The following is a 6,345-nucleotide window of genomic DNA, read 5'->3' as shown; positions in this document are numbered from 1 at the left end:
ATGGCAGAGTAAAACTTGAAGTGCGACATAAACCACCTAATTAATTTAAAGGGTTTATGGAGTATATAAAATTGTCATACCATCATCTTAACTTTGAAGATCGTACTGCATTAATGCTTGAGTCAAGAAAAGAAGGCTTTTCAGCCAGAAAATTTGCTGAACTCATTAAAAGACATCCTAGTACGATCTATCGTGAGCTTAAAAGAAATAGCATCAATGACGTTTATCAAGCTCGATATGCTTCTGATAACACCTTCGCTAGACGTAGACGTGGTCACAGAAAACTCAAAATCGATTCAATCCTCTGGAAATTTATTGTTGAAGCGATCCGTTGTTTATGGTCTCCTCAGCAAATAGCAAAGCGTTTAAAGACATTTCCTGATTTGGATCAAACAATGAATGTAAGCCATACAACGATTTATTCAACGATACGAGCATTACCAAAGGGTGAGTTGAAAAAAGACTTATTATCCTGTCTGCGTCATGAAAATAAAAAGCGAAAAGCTAACGGTGAACCTAAAAAAGATTCTATATTACAGGATATTAAAACTATTCATGAGCGCCCAGCCGAAGTTCAAGAAAGAAAAATACCGGGTCATTGGGAAGCTGATTTAATTAAAGGTAAAGACAATAAAAGTTCGATAGCAACACTTATTGAACGAAATACACGGCTCTGTATCTTGGCAACATTACCTGATGCAAAGGCAGAATCAGTGCGCAAGGCTTTAACTGAAGCTCTGAAATATTTACCTGCAGAACTGCGTAAAACGTTGACCTATGACCGTGGACGCGAGATGTCAGAACATAAAATACTCGAAGAAGATTTAGGCATAGATGTATATTTCTGTGACCCACATTCACCTTGGCAAAAAGGCACATGCGAAAATATGAATGGTTTAATTAGGCAATATTTACCTAAAGGGATTGATTTAAATCAGGCAGATCAGCATTATTTAAATCAAGTTGCCATGTCACTGAATACTCGTCCTAGAAAGGCGTTAGATTGGCTTACACCATTAGAGAAATTTGCTCAGCTTGTTGATTATCATATGGCTTTTGAAACTGTCGCACCTCATGTTTGAATTCGCCGTGTAATCAGTTCAAAACCAAACTGAGCACATTCTTGTTGAATAAGTTCAATAAATAAATCTGTCAATTTAAGAGATTTCTCGCGTATTTTTTGCATATCTACTTGCAAGAAAATATCGACACCACATTCGATTAGACTCATCGAAATGATAGGTTGAGTTCCGCACAAATAACGACGAATACTGTTAGCTGGTTCATAGTGCTGAGCCATATCAAATGGTTTTTTGTGCCCCCACCAGCCTGATAAAGGTTGCCAGAACTCGTCACGATGCTTTCGATTTACCCATAACAAAGCCGGTGAACCTGGCCCACCATTTAAATATTTATAAGTACATCCAATCGCAAAATCACTATTACTATGGTTTAGATCCATTGGCACTGCGCCAACCGAGTGACATAAATCCCAAATAATCAAAGCATCTTTAGCGTGAATTTGTTGATTAATAGATGCCATATCGTAGAAATATCCGGTTCGATAATTCACATGAGAAAGTACAACTACTGCTACATCTTTTTCTAACACACGTGATAAATCATCTGTGCCCTCAATCAATTCAACTTGATAACCTTGGTGAATCAAATCGATAAAGCCTTCAATAATATAAATATCGGTTGGGAAAGCATCTTTTTCCGCCACAATAATTTTACGTTCTGGAAATTTTTCGGCTTGAATTTTTACAGCAGCTGATAAAACCTTAAATAAGTTTAGGGTCGTAGAATCAGAAATTACCACTTCACCCTGCTCTGCACCGATCAGCTTTGCAACCTTGTCGCCTAATCTTGTCGGTAAACCCCACCAGTCTGCCTTATTCCAACTATTAATCAGGTCCTCTCCCCATTCTTGGGAAATAATATGCTGAGCAACTTCTAATGATTTCTTTGGTCGTGCACCTAAAGAATTACCATCTAAATAGATCACTTCTTTTGGAAGCGAGAATTCATCTTTAAACTTTTTGAGTTCATCTTCCTGATCCCAATAGAGGCACTGTTCATGAGTAATCATTTGTTATTTCACCTATTTTTCAACATTTCCTTTGTTATTGAATTTTATCATGTCAATTCTTATGATTTATTCGATAATATTTGATTAAAATTAGCTATTTTCGTATAAAGTTCTAATTAAAATTAGAAAATGTGGATGAAATTCGAAAATGAATGTAGATGCAATCGACCTAAAAATTCTGAAGTATTTACAAGATAACGCTCGGTTAAGTAATCAAGAACTTGCCGATCTCGTTAATCTTTCGGCATCAGCTTGTCATCGGCGAGTTAAAATTCTAGAAAGCAATGGTGTAATTGAAAAATATCAAGCCAAAGTTAATTATGAAAAATTAGGCATAAAAATTGAGGCCATTATTGAAATAAAACTTGCCCAGCTAACAGAAAATGATCACAACTTTTTCCTAAGTCAGATCAAAAATTTTGATGAAGTCATTAATGCATATATTATTACTGGAGAATCTAATTATGTTTTACACGTTGCAACTAAAGATCTAAATTCCTTTTCTCATTTTGTCATTAATACTTTAAATAAAATTAAAGGTGTGGTGAGCATCAACTCTAAAATCATTTTACAGAAAATTATACAAAAACCACTTTGACCTCTAATTTGCCATTAACGAGTTACCCCATGATCGAAACTAAACGTTTAATTTTAAGACAATGGAAAGAAAGTGATTTTGAATCCTTTATCAAAATGGGTCTAGATCAAGACGTCATGCAATTTTTCCCCAACCTTCTAACACCCCAAGAAAGTCTTAACTTAATCCAGAAAATTTCACTTCTCATTTATAAAAATGGCTGGGGTTTTTGGGCAGTAGAATTAAAAGAAACCCATCAATTTATCGGGTTTATTGGTCTACACAGCCAACCTGAACAATTTGACTTCTCTCCATGTGTGGAAATTGGATGGCGACTTGCAAAAGAATTTTGGAAACAAGGTTATGCAACAGAAGGAGCAAAAGCCGTTTTAGACTATGCTTTTAATGTGCTCAATTTAGATAAGGTTGTATCGTTCACCGCCTCTATTAATACACCGTCTGAAACTGTAATGAAAAGACTTGGAATGCAGAAAGCTAAAAACTTTGATCATCCTAAAGTTGCTCTCCATCACAAATTAAGAGCACATGTACTATATGAAATCACAAAAGCATCATTCAACTTACAATTGGAGACTTAGGTCTTTAACAAAACTAATTTTAAAAATGGCTATTCATCAAAATCATAACCAACAGAGGTCGAACATTCCCAATATTCATGAAGTTTATCCGCTATTTCTTCTTTTTCCATAGTGGTAAGCACATAAAAAAGTTTTGCCTCTTTATTTTTTCTTAGAATTAATAAATTGTAATAATCATACTCAGGTCCATTCAGCCCTAAGGTAAGTTGTGACTCACAATGTTTTTCTGCTTTGTAGTGCCACTCAAGTTTATAAGTATCAAGACCATCGGCAGCATTGATTACAATACCGTCATTGGTTCCGCCAATAAATCCAATTTTCATTGCTTTCTCTAAATTCTTATTAGGATAAATTTCAATATAACGTTAATTGAGTACGCTTCAATTTATATATTGTTTATCAAAAAGTATCGTATGTAACCATAATTAGAAAAGTTCTTAAATAATCCTTTAAATTTCTAATTTAGAAGATTTTGGTTATTGTTTTACTCCGCATAAAAGAAGAATTTTCTATTAAAACCATTTATTATTATTTTTTGTTTTGCAAAATTACACGCTATAATTTCAAACGATTTATCTTCCAATCCATCACATTCATCTATGTAAATTTTAGAAAAATTAATGGTGGAGCTTTACATTAATTTAAATATTCATAATTTTGTTTAATTTATGATTTTAAAAGGATCTATGGTAGATGTGTCATAAAAATTTTGCTTTGAATATTTTTGGAGATTTTTGACTCGTGTCTAAGATTGTAATGTTTGACATGGATGGTACGCTATTAGATCTCGTCTTTGATGGTTTTATTTGGAATGAATGTCTTCCTGAACGACATGCAGAAATACATCAACTTCCCCTCGCCCAAAGCCAAAAAACACTGTACCAATTTTATCAATCACATAGGCATACTCTAGTTTGGTATTCATCAACCTATTGGACTAAAACTGTTGGAGTTGATGTACTCAAATTACAACAAGAATTTCAATCTAGGATCCAAGCTCGTTCTGGTTGTATTGAGCTTCTGCAACAACTTAAAGATCTAGGGTACACGTGCTGGCTAGTAACGAATGCTGATCGCGCCAGCTTACGTTTAAAACTCGACAATATTGCAATTGAACATTTCTTTGATGTCATCATATCTAGTGAACAAGTTGGTTATGCAAAAGAAGATATTAATTTTTGGCAAGAACTCCAACGATTACATCCTTTCAATCCAAATGAAACGATTTTTATTGACGATACGGCACCCGTATTAAAAACGGCAGAGAAATTTGGTATTAAACACTTGTTTACTATCTCACAGCCCTCAAGTCTAAAGAATGCAAGACAGCATCAAGATTTAGAGTATAAGGCGCTAGATCGACTTACAGACTTGCTGTCTATATTGAATCAAATTGATAGAAAGGATAATGATGTCAAAATTGCTTGAAAACGATGCTCTAGAAACCATGCGTGTTGACAAATGGCTATGGGCTGCTCGTTTTTTTAAAACTCGTTCAATTGCTAAAGCTGCAATCGAAGGTGGTAAAGTACATCACAATAATGAGCGTGTAAAAGTTTCCAAAGAAATTCGTGTTGGAATGGAACTTATTATTCAGCAAGGGTCAGACAAAAAAACTGTTTTGATAAAGGCCCTTTCAAATACACGTGGCCCAGCGCCAATTGCACAGCAACTTTATGAAGAAACCGAAGTGAGTATTGCTAGACGGGAGTTGATTGCATCCCAACGAAAATTGCATAATCTAGCTCGGCCTGATCATAGACCGGGTAAAAAGGATCGTCGACAAATTATTCGATTTAAACAGGAGAATGATCAAAATTGGTCATATGACGATGAATAAAAACGTCGAGTTGTGTCGCACACACACATACAACACATAGAAGCTGTAGAAAAAATCTGTCACTATTAACCTAGTGAAACAAGTTGAGATTCAATGCATCCACTTGGGTTAAACGTGATGAATATAGAGTATTGAGGTTTTTGAGATGGATGAGAATAAAAGCAAAGCATTACAAGCCGCGCTAAGTCAAATTGAGAAACAATTTGGCAAAAATACGGTGATGCGTCTCGGTGACAACACTGTTCAAGCTGTTGAAGCTGTGTCTACAGGCTCTTTGACCTTAGATATTGCATTGGGGATTGGCGGTTTACCAAAAGGTCGTATTGTCGAGATTTATGGTCCAGAATCTTCTGGTAAAACCACAATGACACTACAAGCGATTGCACAATGTCAAAAAACTGGCGGTACTTGTGCATTTATCGATGCAGAGCACGCATTAGATCCACAATATGCACGTAAACTTGGTGTAGACATTGATAATTTACTTGTATCACAGCCTGATAACGGTGAACAAGCACTTGAAATTGCGGATATGCTAGTTCGTTCTGGCGCAATTGATATGATTGTTGTCGACTCAGTCGCTGCACTTACACCTAAAGCAGAAATTGAAGGTGAGATGGGTGACTCTCATATGGGCTTACAAGCTCGCTTAATGAGTCAGGCACTTCGTAAAATTACGGGTAATGCTAAACGCTCAAACTGTATGGTTATTTTCATTAACCAGATCCGTATGAAGATTGGGGTAATGTTTGGTAGTCCTGAGACCACGACTGGTGGTAACGCATTGAAGTTCTACGCTTCTGTCCGTTTAGATATCCGCCGTATTGGTCAAGTAAAAGAAGGTGATGAAATCGTCGGTTCTGAAACTCGAGTTAAAGTTGTTAAAAACAAAATGGCTCCTCCTTTCAGAGAAGCTATTTTCCAAATCCTATATGGTAAAGGCACAAACCAACTAGGCGAACTTGTAGATTTAGCTGTACAGCAAGATATCGTACAAAAAGCGGGTGCTTGGTATTCATATCAAGGTAACAAAATTGGTCAAGGTAAGAACAATGTTATTCGCCACTTTGAAGAGAACCCTCAAATGGCTGGAGAGATTGAACGTAATATCCGTGAACAGCTGTTAACAACAGGTACGAATACTGCTCAAGTTGAAGATGAAGAAGAAGCTGATCTTCTATTAGAATCTTAATTATTTATGAGCATTAAAACGCCCTTCGGGGCGTTTTTTTACAAG

Annotated in this window: 7 protein-coding genes and 1 pseudogene; 6 read left to right on the top strand and 2 right to left on the bottom strand. The window is 35.8% G+C overall.

The window, feature by feature from the left end:
• Window positions 1-56 precede the first annotated feature (56 nt).
• Window positions 57-1,082, top strand: coding sequence for an IS30-like element ISAba125 family transposase (locus ACINWC141_RS08745; protein ID WP_004994718.1), 1,026 nt, complete (start codon window positions 57-59; stop codon window positions 1,080-1,082).
• An 8-nt stretch (window positions 1,083-1,090) separates the two neighbouring features.
• On the opposite strand, the pseudogene kynU reads toward ACINWC141_RS08745, so the two are convergent.
• Window positions 1,091-2,092, bottom strand: a pseudogene (gene kynU, locus ACINWC141_RS08740) (kynureninase); the annotation flags it as partial.
• 148 nt (window positions 2,093-2,240) lie between these two features.
• Here kynU and gigD point away from each other — a divergent pair.
• Together gigD and ACINWC141_RS08730 are read left to right on the top strand one after the other, a co-directional pair.
• On the top strand, window positions 2,241-2,690 hold the full coding sequence (gene gigD, locus ACINWC141_RS08735) for an Lrp/AsnC family transcriptional regulator GigD (RefSeq protein ID WP_009390205.1): 450 nt from the start codon (window positions 2,241-2,243) through the stop codon (window positions 2,688-2,690).
• A 29-nt stretch (window positions 2,691-2,719) separates the two neighbouring features.
• A complete protein-coding gene (locus ACINWC141_RS08730; protein ID WP_009390230.1) occupies window positions 2,720-3,268 on the top strand; it encodes a GNAT family N-acetyltransferase in 549 nt (182 codons plus the stop codon).
• A gap of 29 nt (window positions 3,269-3,297) precedes the next feature.
• Here ACINWC141_RS08730 and ACINWC141_RS08725 read toward each other — a convergent pair whose 3' ends face one another.
• Window positions 3,298-3,591, bottom strand: a complete 294-nt coding sequence (locus ACINWC141_RS08725) for a hypothetical protein (RefSeq protein WP_009390215.1) — start codon at window positions 3,589-3,591, stop codon at window positions 3,298-3,300.
• A gap of 418 nt (window positions 3,592-4,009) precedes the next feature.
• Between ACINWC141_RS08725 and ACINWC141_RS08720 the strand changes: the two genes are divergently transcribed.
• The 3 genes from ACINWC141_RS08720 (at window position 4,010) to recA (ending at window position 6,300) form a co-directional block, all read left to right on the top strand.
• Window positions 4,010-4,696: an HAD-IA family hydrolase gene (locus ACINWC141_RS08720; protein ID WP_009390224.1), complete on the top strand. Its 687-nt coding sequence runs from the start codon at window positions 4,010-4,012 to the stop codon at window positions 4,694-4,696.
• Window positions 4,680-5,108: an RNA-binding S4 domain-containing protein gene (locus ACINWC141_RS08715; protein WP_009390239.1), complete on the top strand. Its 429-nt coding sequence runs from the start codon at window positions 4,680-4,682 to the stop codon at window positions 5,106-5,108. Before ACINWC141_RS08720 ends, ACINWC141_RS08715 begins: the two co-directional genes overlap by 17 nt.
• Before the next feature lie 145 nt (window positions 5,109-5,253).
• Window positions 5,254-6,300 carry a recombinase RecA gene (gene recA / locus ACINWC141_RS08710; RefSeq protein ID WP_009390221.1) on the top strand — a complete coding sequence of 349 codons (1,047 nt, stop codon included), beginning with the start codon at window positions 5,254-5,256 and terminating at the stop codon, window positions 6,298-6,300.
• Window positions 6,301-6,345 lie beyond the last annotated feature (45 nt).

Origin of the sequence: Acinetobacter sp. WC-141 (assembly GCF_000313935.1) — a bacterium.
GTDB lineage: Bacteria > Pseudomonadota > Gammaproteobacteria > Pseudomonadales > Moraxellaceae > Acinetobacter.
This window is presented reverse-complemented; position numbering and strand designations above follow the sequence as displayed.

Bases quoted from the DNA above. Each gene is read 5' to 3' on its own strand.
- ACINWC141_RS08745 (WP_004994718.1), top strand. From the start codon at position 57: ATGGAGTATATAAAATTGTCATACCATCATCTTAACTTTGAAGATCGT.
- gigD (WP_009390205.1), top strand. From the start codon at position 2,241: ATGAATGTAGATGCAATCGACCTAAAAATTCTGAAGTATTTACAAGAT.
- ACINWC141_RS08730 (WP_009390230.1), top strand. From the start codon at position 2,720: ATGATCGAAACTAAACGTTTAATTTTAAGACAATGGAAAGAAAGTGAT.
- ACINWC141_RS08725 (WP_009390215.1), bottom strand. From the start codon at position 3,591: ATGAAAATTGGATTTATTGGCGGAACCAATGACGGTATTGTAATCAAT.
- ACINWC141_RS08715 (WP_009390239.1), top strand. From the start codon at position 4,680: ATGTCAAAATTGCTTGAAAACGATGCTCTAGAAACCATGCGTGTTGAC.
- recA (WP_009390221.1), top strand. From the start codon at position 5,254: ATGGATGAGAATAAAAGCAAAGCATTACAAGCCGCGCTAAGTCAAATT.